Here is a 14,876-nt window from a genome sequence, read left to right on the forward strand (position 1 = left end):
GCGATTCCGCGCGCTTTGGCGCGCTTGATGCATCGCAGGCGGCAAGGACATTTGGGAAGCTCATCATGTTGAAACGAGTGCTGTTGGGTCTGGTCATCGGCTGCGGTCTGTCCGTGGCGCAGGCGGAGGAGCCGAAGGTCGGCGGCGTTGTCAATGCCGTCATTCAGCCCGAGCCGCCGGGCCTGATGCTGGCGATGGTCCAGAACGGCCCGACGCAGATGGTCGCCGGCAACATCTTCGAGGGCCTGCTGCGCTACAGCCCCAAGCTCGAGCCGCTGCCCGGCCTCGCCGAGAGCTGGACGATCAGCGCGGATGCCAAGGTCTACACCTTCAAGCTCAAGCCTGGCGTGACCTGGCACGACGGCAAGCCGTTCACGTCGGCCGACGTGCTGTTCTCGATCGAGATGCTGAAGCAGACGCATGCACGCGCCCGCAACAACCTCGTGATGGTCGAGAAGGTCGAGGCGCCGGACGATCTCACGGTGGTGTTCACGCTGAAGGAGCCGTTTGGCCCCTTCATCGGTATTTTCGAGGTCGGCTCGATGCCGATGGTGCCGAAGCACCTGTATGAGGGCACCGACTACAAGACCAATCCGAATAACAACGCGCCGATCGGCACCGGTCCCTTCATGTTCAAGGAATGGCAGAAGGGCTCCTTCATCCGGATGGTGAAAAATCCCAACTACCACGAGAAGGGCAAGCCCTATCTCGACGAGGTCTACTGGCAGATCATTCCCGACGCCGCGGCGCGTGCGGTTGCCTTCGAGACCGGCAAGGTCGATGTGCTGCCGGGCGGCTCGATCGAGAATTTCGACGTGCCGCGCGTCTCCAAGCTGCCGGGCGCCTGCGTCACCGGTGCCGGCTGGGAGTTTTTCTCGCCGCTGGCCTGGATGTGGCTCAACAACCGGCATCCGATCCTGGCCAACAAGAAGGTGCGCCAGGCGATCATGTATGCCATCGACCGCGACTTCGCCAAGGACGTGATCTGGAACGGCCTCGGCAAGGTGGCGACCGGTCCGTCGGCCTCGACCATCAAGTTCTATTCCGATGACGTGCCGAAATATCCGTACGATCCGGCCAAGGCCAAGGCGCTCTTGAAGGAAGCCGGCTACAAGGGCGAGAAGATCCGCATGCTGCCGCTCGCCTATGGCGAGACCTGGCAGCGCTGGGGCGAGGCGGTGAAGCAGAACCTGCAGGATGTCGGCATGAACATCGAGACGATCGCGACCGACGTGCCCGGCGGCAACCAGAAGATCATGGAGTGGGACTACGACATCGCCTTCACCTATCTCTATCAGTACGGCGATCCCGCGCTCGGCGTGTCCCGCAACTACATCACCTCGGCGATCGCCAAGGGCCAGTTGTTCAACAATGTCGAAGGCTATTCCAATCCGGAAGTGGACAAGCTGTTCGCCGAGGGCGCGACGGCGCCGACCGACGCCAAGCGCAAGGAGGCCTATGACAAGGTGCAGAAGATCCTGGCCGAGGACGTGCCGGTGGCCTGGCTGCTCGAGCTCCAGTTCCCGACCATCACCAAGTGCAAGGTGAAGAACCTGATCACCACCGGCATCGGCGTCAACGACGGCTTCCGCGACGCTTGGCTCGACAAATAGCGGTGCACTCCGGGGCGCGGCCATGATCCCCGCGCTCCGGTGCTTCGCTGTCCTCCCGAGCTGACCTTCACGGACCTTTCATGCTCTCCTTCATCGCTCAGCGCGTCGTGAAAGGCATCATCGTCCTTCTCGCCATCATCGTGCTGAATTTCTTCCTGATCCGGCTGGCGCCGGGCGATCCGGCCGTGGTCATGGCCGGCGAGGCCGGCGCCTCCGACCAGATCTTCGTGGCGCAGTTGCGCGAGAAGTTCGGCCTCGACCGTCCGCTGCCGGAGCAGCTGCTGATCTACGTCAAGGGCATCGCCAGCCTCGATCTCGGCTTCTCGTTCCGCCAGCAGGCGCCGGTCGCCAGGCTGATCGCCGAGCGGCTGCCGGCGACGCTGCTGCTGACGCTGACGGCGTTCGCGATCTCGCTCGGTCTCGGCATCCTGTTCGGTGTGCTCGCCGCGCGCTTCGCCGGCACCATCCTCGACACCGCGATCACGGTGCTCGCGCTGATCTTCTACGCAACGCCGCTGTTCTGGATCGCGCTGATCGCGATCCTGTTGTTCTCGGTCTGGGTCGATTGGCTGCCGAGCTTCGGCTATGAGACGATCGGTGCCGGCTATACGGGAGTCCGCCACGCGCTCGACGTCGCCGCGCATCTCGCCATGCCGGCTGCGACGCTCGGGCTGTTCTTCATGGCGACCTACACCCGCATGACCCGCGCTTCCATGCTCGAGGTCAAGCGGCTCGATTTCGTCAAGACCGCGCGCGCCAAGGGGCTGCGCGACGGCGTCATCCTGCGCCGCCACGTGCTGCGCAACGCGCTGCTGCCGGTGGTGACCCTGGCTGGCGTTCATGCCGGCACGCTGGTCGGCGGCGCGGTCTTGACGGAGACGGTGTTCGCATGGCCGGGCATCGGCCGGCTGATGTACGACGCGCTGATCCAGCGTGACTACAATCTCCTGCTCGGCGTGTTCGTGGTGTCCTCGGCCATGGTGCTGATCTTCAACCTCGTCACCGACCTCGTCTACCGTCTGGTCGATCCGCGCATCGAGTACGCCTCATGAGGCAGTTCTGGCGCACCATGCTGCGCAGCCCGAGCGGCGTCATCGGGCTGATCATTCTCGTGCTCGCGATCGTGATCGCGGTCGCCGGACCGCTCTACTTCCCGAACTCGCCGTGGCGCATGGTACAGCGGCCGTTCGTTCCGCCGTTCACGCTGTCCAAGGTCCCGCTCGGTACCGACGCGCTCGGGCGCGACGTGCTGGCCGGCCTGATCTTCGGGGCTCGCGTCTCGCTGCTGGTCGGGCTGGTCTCGACGCTGGTGGCGCTGATCGTCGGCGTGCCGCTCGGCGCCATCGCCGGCTATTTCGGCGGCCGTGTCGACGACGCGCTGATGCGCTTCACGGAGTTCTTCCAGACCATCCCGAGCTTCGCGCTCGCGATCGTGCTGGTGGCGATCCTGCAGCCCTCGATCTATTCGATCGTCGCCGCGATCGGCCTCGTCAGCTGGCCACCGGTGGCGCGTCTCGTCCGCGGCGAGGTGCTGAGCCTGCGCACCCGCGAATATGTCCAGGCTGCGGTCGTCACCGGCCAGAGCAATGCCTGGATCATCTGGCGCGAGATCCTGCCCAACGCGCTGTCGCCTGTCATCGTGCTGGCCTCGCTGATGGTCGCGACCGCGATCCTGCTGGAATCCTCGCTGTCGTTCCTCGGGCTCGGCGATCCCAACCTGATCTCCTGGGGCTACATGGTCGGCGCCGGCCGCACCGTCATTCGCCAAGCGTGGTGGATCACGGTGTTTCCCGGCGTCGCGATCCTGCTGTCGGTGCTCGGCCTCAATTTGATCGGCGAGGGCCTGAACGATGCGCTCAATCCGCGCCTGTCGCGCGAGGGCAGGTGAGCGAATGGCAAATCCCGTCGTTGCCATCAGGAACCTGCGCATCGCCTTGCCCAAAGGCGCCGAGCGCACCCACGCGGTCGACGGCGTCTCGTTCGATCTCACCGCCGGCAGGATCGTCTGCGTGGTCGGCGAATCCGGCTCGGGCAAGTCGATGTGCGCGCACGCGCTGCTCGGGCTGCTGCCCGATACGGTGAACGTCGAGAGCGGCGAGATCCGCTTCGAAGGGCACGACCTGCTTGCCGTCGATGAGGACGGCTGGCGCGATCTGCGCGGTCGCCGCATCGCCATGGTGTTCCAGGAGCCGATGACCGCGCTCAATCCCTTGATGCGCATCGGTGACCAACTGATGGAGGTGTTCGAGGCGCATGATCTGCTGAGCCCCCGCGAGCGCCGCGCCAAGGCGCTGGCGCTGGTGCGCGAGGTCGGGCTGCCCGATCCCGAGCGGATCATCCGCGCCTATCCGCATCAGCTCTCCGGCGGCCAACGCCAGCGCGCGATGATCGCAATGGCGCTGGCGCTCGAGCCGGCGGTGCTGGTCGCTGACGAGCCGACCACCGCGCTCGACGTGACGACCCAGGCGCAGATCCTCAAGCTGATCCGTAGCCTCCAGGCCAGCCACAACATGGCGGTGATGTTCATCACCCATGATTTCGGCGTCGTCGCCGACATCGCCGACCAGGTGGTCGTGTTGCGCCATGGCAAGGTGGTGGAGGAAGGCGCGGCCGAGTCCGTGCTGGGCAATCCGCAGCACGACTACACCAAGGCGCTGCTCGCCGCGGTGCCCTCTTTCGATCCGCCGCCGCGGCAATCCCGCGAGGACGTTCCGAAGGCGATCGACGTGATCGGCCTCGACAAGACCTATGTGACGCCGACCGGCTGGTTCCGCCCGAAGCGCGAGACGCGCGCTGCGCATGCGGTCAATTTCGCGATCCATCAGGGCGAGACGCTCGGCCTCGTCGGCGAGTCCGGCTCGGGAAAGTCGTCCGTCGCGCGTCTCGTGATGCGGCTGATCGAGGCCGATCGCGGCACGGTGCGGATCGGCGACGTCGATCTCACGGCGCTGGAGGGCGGCGCCTTGCGTGCGCAGCGTCATCGCATCCAAATGATCTTCCAGGATCCGTTCGCCTCGCTCAACCCGCGCCGCAAGGTCGGCCGCATCATCGCCGACGGCATGGTCGCGCGCGGCACGCCGCTCGATGCCGCGCTGAAGCGCGCCCAGGAGCTGCTCGGCATGGTCGGGCTCGACGCGGGCGCGATCGGCCGCTATCCGCACGAATTCTCCGGCGGCCAGCGTCAGCGCATCGGCATCGCGCGCGCGCTCGCGCTCGATCCGGAGATCATCGTCGCGGACGAAGCGGTGTCGGCGCTCGACGTGTCCGTCCAGGCGCAGGTGCTGCGGCTGCTGGAAGATTTGAAGGCGCGCCTTGGTCTGTCGATGCTGTTCATCACGCATGACCTGCGGGTGGCCGCGCAGATCTGCGACCGGATCGCCGTCATGCAGAAGGGCGAGATCGTCGAGCTGAAGCCGACCGCCGCGCTGTTCGCCAATCCCGAACACGCCTATACGCGCGAGCTGCTCGCTGCCGTTCCCGGCCGCAAGCACGGAATGGCGTGATTGTGCGTAAACCGACCGCCGGTCGGAACCATGGCGCATCGTGCCGGGCCGGGTTCAATTACTTGCAACATCTTCGGCGTATTTGGATTATAATAGCATTGGACCCCGATGGGGCCGCAGGGTGGTCGCCCGAGCTGTTGCGCGCCAAGACAGCGGGCGCGTGCTCCCTCTACCCGAGGCCGTCATTGAACCGTGCCCATGCTGCGCCAGTCTCGACAGGATGTAGCAGCGGCGTTCACCATCCCAACGAGGACTCTCATCATGTCGGAGCGCAAGCCAACGGCCGCCGTGCGCGAGGCTCAAAAAGCCTTCAAGCCGGCCGAGCCGACGAGAAGCGATTATGAAAAGGCACAGGCCGCTTTCGATCAGAATCGCGAGCGACTGAAGGCCGAGCGCTTGGCGCGTGAAGCGGCCGACGGCGCCGGCAAACAGCCGAAGAAGCTGGCGTGAACCGCCAGCCTCTTCCCGTCGATTTCGGCGGGCATGCCGTCGCTCGCTCAGCTGCGCGGGGGCGTAGCGTTAAGCTGGTCCTGCGGCCGTTCACGATCGGTGCGCGTCGAGGTCGTTGAGGGAAGCGCGCCCGGCCGCGCTGCAGGTACCTTCTTGACCGGCGCCGGCAGCAAGCCTTCGCGGATGGCCTGCTTGCGCGCGACTTTGCGTTGGCGCCTGATCGCATCGGATTTCTCGCGCGTCTTGCGCTCCGATGGCTTCTCGTAGGATCTACGGCGCTTCATCTCGCGGAATACGCCTTCGCGCTGCATCTTCCGCTTCAGGATGCGCAACGCCTTCTCGACGTCGTTGTCACGAACAAGAACCTGCAAAAGTGTCCTCCTTGTCTTCATCTCTATCGATGAAATTCGGTTGGCGAAGCCGATCGGCGCTGCGGCGGGGAGAGCGGCGCGCTCAGCTGAGCGGCACCAATGAAACGTGTTGCTCACAATGTGATGAGGCACGATGCGTGCGAGACACGGTGATCCCCTTCGTCGGAAGGCGGGAGCACGAGTGTCTCTCAGCCATCGATGGCCAGGCCGTTACCGATGGTGCTGTGAAGATAAGGGCAATCTGCTGATATTGCCAGCGCGAGCCGACTCAACGGTTCCGGCCCTCGGCAAACTATATTCGCCGCGCGGCCTTGTAATCCCCCAGAAAATCTCTACCTTGAGGTAGTTCGATTAGCCGCTGTGCCTTTCTGAATGTGCCTGTGGGCTATTTCCAAAAGTCATCGCTCAGTTGAATGAGATCGCGTGATGGTCGCGCGATGAATGATTTGGAGATAGACATGCAGGGTACCGTCAAGTGGTTCAATGGCCAGAAGGGCTTTGGTTTCATTCAGCCGCAGGATGGCGGGAACGACGTGTTCGTTCACATCAGCGCGGTTGAACGCGCTGGTCTCGCCGGTCTGGCTGAGGGCCAGAAAGTCAGTTTTGAGGTCAAGACGGACAAGATGCGCGGTAAAACCAGCGCAGAAAATCTCGCGCTGGTCTGATCGCACTGATCTGACGTCTCTGACGTCTTAGGTCATTTCACGGATGTACTGAAATGGCCGGTTTGCCCGCTCGATCCTGTATTGAGCGGGCTTTCTGCGTCTCGACGGTAACCCGCATCTCCGGAAGGATCAGTCGATGGCCACCAAGAAGATGTCAGAGCGCTCCCCCGAAAGCATTGCGCGGTCAGAGCGCCAGCGCGTCGCCGCCGAGGACGGGGCGAAGGCGCGCGCCGAATGGGATCAGCGCGCGACGGCGGTCCGCAAGAACATGGAGCGGCTGCGCGTGTTGCGGCTCGCCAAGGAAGCAGAAGCTGCGCAAGCGGGTTCTGATGCGGCGCCTGCGCCGAAGCGGCGCAAGAAGGTCGTTCGCTAGGGCTGCTTCATCTCGCCTTCCGGCGTCGGGTGCCCGGTGGAATTGTCGGAACTTCGTTGCCGGTGCTCGAACAGACGGGCGATCCATGCCTGATTACTACGCCCCAACCGTGTCCCGCGTACAGACCCGACCTTCGTACCGAGGAGGCTGACGTGGCCAAGCCGACCGCTACAGACGTTCGCATTGCCAAGGATGAGACGCAGCGTGGAGCCCAGACGATCGCATTCGCGCTCGCAATCGGCGCCACACGGCAGGTCTGTCATCTCGAGACCTGCTTCTGCACGCGCAACCAGGCGTTCGCCTATCTGCAACGGAACCGCACGGCGTTCGAGCAGATGGCGCGCGAGCAGTTTGCCCGTGGCGAGGTGACCGACGGCGTCATCCATCTGCGCATGATCTGAGGCGATCCGCCACACGCGGGCCTCCGAAGGCCGTGCTCGACGCGCAACGCGCTGTTGCTGCTACTCCGCCTTCTGTTTGACCGGAAGCGGAATGCGCTCATAGGACGCGGGCAGGTTGACGGGGCGATAGTCCTTCGATTCCGCGATCCGCATCAGCACGCTCTCATGAACGAAGGCGCCGTCGGGGATGAAGCGCGGTTCGCCATTCGGAATGTAGAAGCCGAAATGCGCCTTGCGTTCCGGCCATTCCTTGTACGTCGCGCTCTTCGGCAGCCATTCGAGCACCCGCCAGGCCGCTGTCATCGAATCGTGCAGCGGTCCCTGGACGCTCGGCGCCACATAGGAGAACGGACTGTTCTTGCGCTGCACGCCCCAGGCGAGCTGATTCACCGTGCGCGGATTGACCGTCAGCCCGGCCTCGACCGCCTCGTCGATCATCCACAGCAGCGGATATTTCGAAGCCGCCGACCGGACCTCGGGATAGCCGCCGCCGACGTCGGAATGCACGCCGGCGAACCACACCTGTTTGGCGTCCTGCGGTCGCGCCTGCGCCTTGTTGAAGCGGTTCGGCGTGAAGGTCTGCGGCATGCCCCACGGCTTCAGCCGGAACATGCAGCGGCGCTCGTCGATCGCCGCAGCCTGGCGGAAGATCTTCACGCTCGGGTTCTCGATCGTGAAGGCGAGCTCCTCGAGGCTCGGCAGCGCGAACAGCCGGTCGGTGCGCGGCACGATCACGCTCGCCACCGTGTCCCACACGCCGACGAAATGGATTGTCGGCCAGCGCGCCGAGGTGATCCGCGCGAACTGCGCGGCGTGGTCGTCGCGGCTCTCCGGGATCGGCCCGTCCTCCTCGGTGCTCTCGAGCTCCTTGGTGATGCCGCGCCCGGCCTTCGGATTGTCCGAGGAGTACTTCTTGTAGGCGATCACGCCCGGGCCGACGAGATTGATCTGACCCGGCGAGATCAGCCCGATCTTGTGGATCAGCCCGGCCAGCACGCGCACGGTGTAGGCGCCCCGCGAGAAGCCGAACAGAAAGATGCGGTCGCCGTCCTCGTAATGCGTGGCCAGGAAGGAGTAGGCGTTGATGACGTTGTCGTCGAGGCCGTAGCCGGTCGCGAGCCCCAGCACCATGTTGAAATTGGCCTTGAAGCGGTGCCAGGTGTCGGGCTGGGTCAGCGTGCCGACGCCGGGATCGTAGAATACGGCCTGATGCGGTGTCGTCTTGTCGGTCTTGCGCAGGCAGCGATAGAGCTTGAGTACGTTCGAGATGTTCTCGCTGATCTCGTTGCCGGTGCCGTCGCAGCAGATGACAATATTCTTCATGGCAAAGGAATGTCCGCAATAATGCTACCGCAACGAGTGTAGAGCATCCGGCTGGTGTTGGGGAGGTCGGTTCCCTATGGCACTTCGTCTGGGTCGCTGTTGCGCGCGGCGCGGCCGACATGGCGGAGTGACTGCTGGACGCCGTTGTACGAACGGATGGTCACCCGACCTGTCCTGCCGCCCCGCGCCGGCTGCCTTGTCCAGAGTTGTCAGTTGGTCACGGCATCCGCAAGCAAAACGGCCGGATCTCTCGACCCGGCCGTTTCGACATCTCGTTCAGCTCGAAGCCCCGCTCGTGACGCGTCCGGCTTCTGCATCAATCTTGAATTTCGGTTGGCTCTCTCAGCTCGCCTTCGCGACCGGGGCAGCGTCCGCCGCCTTCTTCTCGATGGCGCGCTTCAGCTCCAGCGCGCGCGGCGACAGGGTCGCGGCGTTGGCCTTGAGCAGATAGGCGTCGAGGCCGCCATTGTGGTCGACGCTCTTGAGCGCGTTAGTCGAAACGCGCAGGCGCACGTTGCGGCCGAGTGCATCCGAGATGAAGGTCACGTTGCACAGGTTCGGCAGGAAGCGCCGCTTGGTCTTGATGTTGGAGTGGCTGACCTTGTGGCCAACCTGGGGACCCTTGGCCGTCAGTTCACAGCGCCGCGACATGGCAATAAATCCTCTCTCATCCCCGCACCCTTCGTCCGCCTATGTCGGCGGGCCGCGGGGGTCCAAAACTCGTCCAGCTCGTCTCTGGGAGATGCGGTCCTATAGGGGGGATGCGGCTTTTCGTCAAGGTTTTGAAGGCCGCAGCAAATACAGGGAGCCGGGCCGGCGAACCCGGAGGACGCGACCCATGCCTCCTCCTGGTCGGGCCGAAATCGCCGACCAGCAGAAAAGCAGGCGTGTAATCAATAGTATAGCCGGCAGTTTAGACCATATAAAGGGCGCATTCGGACGTGATGGATGGATATCCCGCGAACGGTCCGGAATGGCGGCATGCTGGCGCGGTCGGAGGTTCGCGGCTCGGTTCCGGCAGCGCTGCGGACGACGGTTCTGAGTGCTGTTCAGGCGCAAAGCGCTGGACAAACCGCCATTGTCGGACGGTTCGCGTTGTTTGAAGGCGTTTTTGGCTTAAGTAGCAAGGACGGCGCGTCGGATCGGTCCGGCGCTCAGGCAGGCGGATCGGCAGGATCATTCGTCACGTGACCATCATCTCGGTTCCCTCATTTCTCTCGGGCCGCCTGGCCGCGGCCGGGGCAGCGCTCTGCCTGTTGTTGCTGGCGCAAGGCGCCCAGGCGCAGGCTCGGTTGGACGCTCAATACGAGGCTTCCCTGGCCGGCATCCCCGTCGGCAAGGGCACCTGGGCGGTCGAGATCGGGGATGATCAGTATGGTGCTGCGGCTCAGGGCGGCACCGCCGGCCTGCTCAAGAGCTTCTCGCAAGGATCAGGCACGGGCTCGGTGCAGGGACGCGTCGTCAACGGCGCCCTGGTCGGCCAGAGCTACCAGGCCTCGACCTCCACGGGAAAGAAATCGGAGCAGATCCGCATCAATCTGCAGAACGGCACCGTGAAGGACTTCGCCATCGAGCCGGCGCCTCCAGTCGATCCCGACCGCATTCCGGTGACGGATGCCCACAAGCGCGGCGTGCTCGATCCGATGACGGCCTCTCTGGTGCGGGTGCCGGGCAATGGCGAACTGCTGTCGCCGGACTCCTGCCGCGGCGCTGCGCCCGTGTTCGACGGCCGCATGCGCTACGAGCTCAAGCTCGACTACAAGCGCATGGAGAACGTCAAGGCTGACAAGGGCTATCGCGGTCCGGCGCTGGTCTGCGCGATCTACTTCACGCCGGTCGCGGGCTACATCCCGGACCGGCCGGTCATCAAATATCTGGCTCAGGCCCGCAACATGGAGATCTTCTTCGTGCCGATCGCCGGCACCCGCGTGCTGGTGCCGTTCAAGATGGTGATCCCGACCCCGCTGGGGACCGCGATGCTGGAGGCGACGTCGTTCATCACCCAGGCGGCGCCGCACGTCGCCAAGACCCAGTAGCGCCTCGTATCGCTGCTCCTCCACATCCGAATCTCGTCGCTGTGGCACGGCCCCGTCAGCGGCTGAGCCGCAACAGCGGCCGTGGCGTGAAGGTCTGGCGGCATGCCGTCCGCTCTCGCTTGAATGCGATGGAGATTCCGCGTGGACCTCCGATTTGCCGGTCCCCGTATGGATGCTGTCTGCTGCGCGTGAATCCGTTTGACTCTTCCCTGATTCTGATTCGACTCGGGACGCCCTGAAATGCGCGCCAGTTCCATCGCGAAAGCGTTGCTTGTGGAGCCCGCGAAAACTTGATCTAGTGCTGGCTTGATCGCAGAACGCGAGATGTTGCGGTGAACGAAGCCTGAAAGCCGACAGAGTCAGCGATTCCTTCGCGATTCGTTCTCAAGGCGTTCCGAAGCTTAAGCTGCGGCACTATATGCGTCACAATGTGAGACAGGGGTCAGCATCTCAGCCTCTCCAGACACACGACAATTCCGCATCCGTCGCGCGTGAACGACGCGCTTCCAACGCCGGCTTCGAGACCCACATTTAACGAATGGCTTTTTCGTCCTCTTCGGCTGCCTCGCCTTTCGAGCGCACGTCCGACCGTGCTCCCGGAAGCGGCGTCACCGCCGTGCTCGGCCCCACCAACACCGGCAAGACGCATCTGGCGATCGAGCGCATGCTCGCGCATTCCTCCGGCATCATCGGACTGCCGCTGCGGCTGCTCGCGCGCGAGGTCTACAACAAGATCGCCGATCGCGTCGGCAGCGAGGCCGTCGCGCTGATCACCGGCGAGGAGAAGATCAAGCCGAAGAACCCGCGCTATTGGGTGTCGACGGTCGAGGCGATGCCCAGGGATCTCGACGTGTCGTTCCTGGCCGTCGACGAGATCCAGATCGCGTCCGATCTCGAGCGCGGCCATGTCTTCACCGACCGCATCCTCAATCGCCGCGGGCGCGACGAGACGCTGCTGCTCGGGGCTGCGACGATGCGCCCCATCATCGAGCGGCTGTTGCCCGGTGCGTCGATGGTGACACGGCCACGATTGTCGCAGCTCGAATTCGCCGGCGACCGGAAGATCACGCGGCAGCCGCGCCGGACCGCCATCGTGGCGTTCTCGGCTGACGAGGTGTACGCCATCGCCGAGCTGATCCGCCGCCAGCATGGCGGCGCCGCTGTGGTGCTGGGATCGCTGTCGCCGCGCACGCGCAACGCGCAGGTGGCGATGTTCCAGAACGGCGACGTCGACTATCTCGTCGCCACCGATGCGATCGGCATGGGGCTCAATCTCGACGTCGATCACGTCGCCTTCGCATCCGACCGCAAATATGACGGCTATCAGTTCCGCCGGCTCACGCCGTCGGAGTTTGCCCAGATCGCCGGCCGTGCCGGACGCGCGACGCGTAACGGCACGTTCGGCACCACCGGACGTTGTGCGCCGTTCGAGCCCGAGCTGGTCAATGCGCTCCAGAACCACACCTTCGATACCGTGAAGGTGCTGCAATGGCGCAACTCCAGGCTTGATTTCGCGTCCTTGAGCGCGCTCCAGGTCTCCCTGGCGATTACGCCGGGGCATGACGCGCTGACGCGCGCGCCGACCGCGGAGGATCTGCGCGTGCTCGATCATGCCGCGCGCGATGCCGAGGTGCGCGACATGGCGCATGGCGCTGAAGCGGTCGAGCGTCTCTGGGAAACCTGCCAGATTCCCGACTATCGCAGGCTGTCGCCGGCTGCCCATGCGGAGCTGGTGACCACCGTGTTCGGCTTCCTGATGCAGAAGGGGCGTATTCCGGACGCCTGGTACGCGGCCCAGGTCGATCAGGCCGACCGCGTCGATGGCGACATCGATACGCTGTCGGGGCGGATTGCACAGATTCGCACCTGGACCTTCGTGGCCAACCGGCCCGACTGGCTGCGCGACCCTGATTATTGGCAGGGGATTACCCGCGAACTCGAAAATAAATTGTCAGACGCCCTTCATGAACGGCTCACGGAGCGTTTCGTTGATCGTCGTACCAGTGTATTGATGCGGCGCCTGCGGGAGAACAGTGTTTTGAATACGGAAATCGGCAAGACCGGCGAAGTGATCGTTGAAGGGCACGCGATCGGCCGCCTGGATGGATTCACCTTCGCGCCCGACGCCGCCGAAGCCGGCTCGGAGGCCAAGGCCTTGCAGGCTGCTGCCCAGAAGGCGCTGGCCGGCGAGATCGAGGCGCGCGCCGAGAAGCTGTCCGGCGCGCCCGACGAGCACATCGTGCTCACCGCCGACGGCACGATGCGCTGGACCGGCGACGCGGTCGCCAAGCTGGTCGCGGCCGACGACGCGCTGCATCCGCGCCTGCGCATCATCGCCGACGAGCGGCTGACGGGTGCTGCGCGAGACAAAGTCCAGGCGCGGCTCGATCTGTGGCTGAAGACGCATATCGAGAAGCTGCTCGGCCCGCTGTTCGAGCTGTCCAAGGCCGAGGACATCACCGGCATCGGCCGCGGCATCGCGTTCCAGCTCGTGGAGGCGCTCGGCGTCATCGAGCGCGCCAAGATCGCCGCCGAGATGAAGGATCTCGACCAGCCGTCGCGCGCCACCTTGCGCAAATATGGCGTGCGCTTCGGGGCCTATCACATCTACGTCCCGGCACTGCTCAAGCCGGCGGCGCGCGCGCTCGCCGCGCTGCTGTGGGCCGAGAAGCAGGGCAATGTCGACATGTCCGCGCTGACCGGCGCCCAGCATCTGGCGAGCTCGGGCCGTACCTCGTTCCCGGTCGACAAGGCGCTGCCGCGCGATGCCTATCGCGTGCTCGGCTATAAGCAGGCCGGCGAGCGCGCCGTGCGCGTCGACATCCTGGAGCGGCTGGCGGACCTGATTCGTCCCGCCCTGGCCTGGCGCGACAATGCGCCGGGCGAGAAGCCGGCCGGCGCCTTCGACGGCCGCGGCTTCGTGGTGACGCAGGCGATGACCTCGCTCACCGGCTCGGCCGGCGAGGACTTCGCCTCCATCCTGCGCGCGCTCGGCTATCGCATGGAGAAGCGTCCGCCGCTGCCGCCCAAGCCGATTGAGAAGCCCGTCGAGGCTGCTGCCATCGCGGAAGCTGCTGCTGCCGAAGCCGCTCCGGCAGATGCGCAGGCTGTGCCGGGCGAGGACCTCGCAGTTGTCGCCGGCGAGCCGGCCGACGAGCAGGTTCCCACCGTCGCGGAGGCCGCCGTCGCTCCGGTGACCGAGCAGGCCGTCGCCGTGCCCGCGATGGTCGGTGAGGAGCAGCCGGAAACCACGTCGGGATCGGCCCTGGCATCGCTGCCGACCGTCGATTTCGTCACGCCGGATGTGGCGGACGCCGCTTCCATGGCCGAGACGGCTGCCGACAGCGTCGTCGCCGAGGCGGAAACCGCCGTCGCTGCGGATGCGCCGCAGCCAGAAGCCGCGGAGGCCGTTGCGAACGAGGCAACAAGCATCGGCGACGCTTCGGCTGAAGCTGCCGCGGCGGAAACTGCTGCTGGATCGACCGCCACCGAGGCTTCTCCCGCCGAGGCCTCGCCTGCTGCCGAGCCCGTCCTGGTCGAGGTCTGGCGGCCGGGCGGGCGGTCGGAGGAGCGCAGGCCGCGCCACGACCATCATCATCGCGGCCGGCCCAACCGTCCGCAGCATGAGCGCGGGCAGGGGGGCGGCGGCGGTCAGGCATCGGCCGGGACCGCTCCGGCCGAGGGCGGCGAGGCGCGCGAGCGCCATCACCGCGGCCATGGCCGGCGCGACCGGATGAAAGAGTTCGGCAAGGACTTCCGCAAGGGCCCGCCGGAGGCGGGTGCGGCGCCAGCCGAGGGCGCATCGGCGCCGGCGCGCGAGGATCGCGGGCCGCGCCGCGATCATGATGCCAAGGGGCGCGACCAGAACCGGGATCGCAACAAGGGCGGCAAGTTCGGGGGCGACCGCGAGGGGCGCGGTGGCCGCGACTTCGGCAAGGGCGGCCGCGACAAGCGCGACAGCGGCCCGGCGCTGCGGCCCTACGCATCGAGCAGCGGCGGCGGCCGGGATCGCGACCGTCCGGTCGATCCCAATTCGCCGTTTGCCAAGCTTGCTGCGCTCAAGGAGCAGCTCGCGGGGAACAACCGCAAGGACTGAGCGGCAAGATCGGTTGGCAAGATTGGTTGGAAGGACAACGCCGAC

General features: G+C 65.4%; 13 protein-coding genes. 10 read left to right on the plus strand and 3 right to left on the minus strand.

The window, feature by feature from the left end:
* Positions 1-65: 65 nt before the first annotated feature.
* The 5 genes from QX128_RS28650 (at position 66) to QX128_RS28670 (ending at position 5,566) form a co-directional block, all read left to right on the plus strand.
* Positions 66-1,613 (plus strand): ABC transporter substrate-binding protein, encoded by a 1,548-nt coding sequence (locus QX128_RS28650; RefSeq protein WP_316239185.1) that lies wholly within the window; start codon positions 66-68, stop codon positions 1,611-1,613.
* Positions 1,614-1,693: 80 nt separating this feature from the next.
* Positions 1,694-2,665, plus strand: a complete 972-nt coding sequence (locus tag QX128_RS28655; RefSeq protein WP_315800580.1) for an ABC transporter permease — start codon at positions 1,694-1,696, stop codon at positions 2,663-2,665.
* The gene (locus QX128_RS28660) at positions 2,662-3,501 is read left to right on the plus strand and encodes an ABC transporter permease (RefSeq protein ID WP_316182914.1); all 840 of its coding nucleotides are present in this window, start codon (positions 2,662-2,664) and stop codon (positions 3,499-3,501) included. The genes QX128_RS28655 and QX128_RS28660 overlap by 4 nt, the downstream gene beginning before the upstream one ends.
* A 4-nt stretch (positions 3,502-3,505) precedes the next feature.
* A complete protein-coding gene (locus QX128_RS28665; RefSeq protein WP_316239186.1) occupies positions 3,506-5,116 on the plus strand; it encodes an ABC transporter ATP-binding protein in 1,611 nt (536 codons plus the stop codon).
* Between the two features lie 261 nt (positions 5,117-5,377).
* Positions 5,378-5,566: a hypothetical protein gene (locus tag QX128_RS28670; RefSeq protein ID WP_316239187.1), complete on the plus strand. Its 189-nt coding sequence runs from the start codon at positions 5,378-5,380 to the stop codon at positions 5,564-5,566.
* A 47-nt stretch (positions 5,567-5,613) separates the two neighbouring features.
* Here the strand turns inward: QX128_RS28670 and rpsU are convergent, their stop codons facing one another.
* The gene (rpsU, locus tag QX128_RS28675) at positions 5,614-5,937 is read right to left on the minus strand and encodes a 30S ribosomal protein S21 (protein ID WP_316239203.1); all 324 of its coding nucleotides are present in this window, start codon (positions 5,935-5,937) and stop codon (positions 5,614-5,616) included.
* Positions 5,938-6,395: 458 nt separating this feature from the next.
* Here rpsU and QX128_RS28680 point away from each other — a divergent pair, with 458 nt between their 5' ends.
* From QX128_RS28680 to QX128_RS28690, 3 genes are all read left to right on the plus strand, one after another.
* Complete coding sequence (locus QX128_RS28680; protein ID WP_315715242.1) at positions 6,396-6,602, plus strand: cold-shock protein; 207 nt, start codon at positions 6,396-6,398, stop codon at positions 6,600-6,602.
* A 136-nt stretch (positions 6,603-6,738) separates the two neighbouring features.
* Complete coding sequence (locus tag QX128_RS28685; protein ID WP_316239188.1) at positions 6,739-6,975, plus strand: transcriptional regulator; 237 nt, start codon at positions 6,739-6,741, stop codon at positions 6,973-6,975.
* Positions 6,976-7,127: 152 nt separating this feature from the next.
* Positions 7,128-7,376 carry a hypothetical protein gene (locus QX128_RS28690; protein WP_315800575.1) on the plus strand — a complete coding sequence of 83 codons (249 nt, stop codon included), beginning with the start codon at positions 7,128-7,130 and terminating at the stop codon, positions 7,374-7,376.
* 60 nt (positions 7,377-7,436) lie between these two features.
* Here the strand turns inward: QX128_RS28690 and QX128_RS28695 are convergent, their stop codons facing one another.
* Together QX128_RS28695 and rpmB are read right to left on the minus strand one after the other, a co-directional pair.
* Complete coding sequence (locus QX128_RS28695; RefSeq protein ID WP_315800574.1) at positions 7,437-8,699, minus strand: DUF2235 domain-containing protein; 1,263 nt, start codon at positions 8,697-8,699, stop codon at positions 7,437-7,439.
* A gap of 342 nt (positions 8,700-9,041) precedes the next feature.
* Positions 9,042-9,350 carry a 50S ribosomal protein L28 gene (rpmB, locus tag QX128_RS28700; protein WP_172114511.1) on the minus strand — a complete coding sequence of 103 codons (309 nt, stop codon included), beginning with the start codon at positions 9,348-9,350 and terminating at the stop codon, positions 9,042-9,044.
* A gap of 608 nt (positions 9,351-9,958) precedes the next feature.
* On the opposite strand from rpmB, the gene QX128_RS28705 reads away from it, so the two are divergent.
* Together QX128_RS28705 and QX128_RS28710 are read left to right on the plus strand one after the other, a co-directional pair.
* On the plus strand, positions 9,959-10,735 hold the full coding sequence (locus QX128_RS28705; RefSeq protein WP_315800917.1) for a DUF3108 domain-containing protein: 777 nt from the start codon (positions 9,959-9,961) through the stop codon (positions 10,733-10,735).
* A 538-nt stretch (positions 10,736-11,273) separates the two neighbouring features.
* Positions 11,274-14,831, plus strand: coding sequence for a helicase-related protein (locus QX128_RS28710; protein ID WP_316239189.1), 3,558 nt, complete (start codon positions 11,274-11,276; stop codon positions 14,829-14,831).
* Positions 14,832-14,876 lie beyond the last annotated feature (45 nt).

It is taken from the genome of Bradyrhizobium sp. SZCCHNR1015 (assembly GCF_032489875.1).
In the GTDB taxonomy this organism is placed as follows: Bacteria; Pseudomonadota; Alphaproteobacteria; order Rhizobiales; family Xanthobacteraceae; genus Bradyrhizobium.